The organism is Endozoicomonas sp. SESOKO1, assembly GCF_024606265.1.
Lineage (GTDB): Bacteria > Pseudomonadota > Gammaproteobacteria > Pseudomonadales > Endozoicomonadaceae > Endozoicomonas.
Map to the genome: position 1 here is coordinate 1 of NZ_JAHHPP010000337.1, position 1,127 is coordinate 1,127.

The window sequence follows — 1,127 nt, forward strand, 5'->3', positions numbered from 1 at the left end:
GGGACACAGAGAACATTATAAAGATTGTTGCCATGAGCCGGGGAAGATCAGATGAAAAATACGCCCTTATGGAGTATGGGGGACAGGATTTACATCACTTCACAGAAGAGAATGGCGTTTTCAAAGATGAAAATTTGAAAAAAACCTTTTTTCAGGCGGTCAAGGGTGTTAGCACACTATTTAGAGCTGGTTACCTGCATCATGATATTAAACCCGACAACATTCTGATTAATGATGAAGGTGTCGTGAAGCTATGTGATTTTGGACTTGCCGAAAAAATGCCTGGGAAGGAGAAGAAAAGATTTGGGACAGTACTCTATATGCCATTGGAAAAACTGTATAAATTGGAAACTTATCCGAATGACAAGGTAGACTCCTGGTCCCTGGGATGTACATTTGCTGAAATGCGTTTAGGTTACCCTGTAATCGATGATTTTTCCGCTGGCTTGCTGTGGAATCGGTACCTGAATGTTAATGCTGCTGAGGAAAAACTGGAAGTATTAAGAGAATCTACGTACCTGCAGCTTCTGGAAAAGGAAGGTGAGCAGGCTGCTGAGCTATTCAATGCATTAACGGAACTGGATCCAAGGCAACGGCTGTCCCCCACGGAGGCCCTTAAGCACCCTTACTTTGCTTCTTGCTACTCTTGACATCTGCATATTATTCAATGCATATATTCGGGAACTCAGAACTGATGGTGAAAATTTTTACCGGCTACGCTTGACTAAAACTCTTATTGATCATGGATTAATTAGTTGTCGTACTGGAAATATTGAATAGATGGATTTTAAATAGGTTGAAAAAATGGATCGTTACAACGTAACCACACCTTTAAATATTGACCCTGAACAAATCAGACTGGCTGAACCAAAAGCAGCAAAGTATTCGGGTATTGAAGCAGGAAAAGCCACAAAAACACTGGATAGCCATGGAAAACTGGTTTCTCATTGGGGAAGGAATATTAAGCATTCTTTTGATAAAACACAAATTTATAAAGAAAAATATGGTGAAAAAGGCTCAATTCATACATTCCAAAAATATATGACCGAAAGGCGTGTTGAAGTATTGATGCAAAAAGTTCAAGAAGACCAGGAAGGAAAAAACAGATCAAACCACGTTGACAGTAT

Annotated in this window: 2 protein-coding genes; both read left to right on the forward strand. The window is 39.7% G+C overall.

The features are described from left to right. A partial coding sequence (locus KDK13_RS15255) for a protein kinase (protein WP_257285833.1) occupies positions 1-650 on the forward strand: 650 nt, incomplete at its 5' end. 154 nt (positions 651-804) lie between these two features. Continuing rightward, a partial coding sequence (locus tag KDK13_RS15260; RefSeq protein ID WP_257285834.1) for a hypothetical protein occupies positions 805-1,127 on the forward strand: 323 nt, incomplete at its 3' end.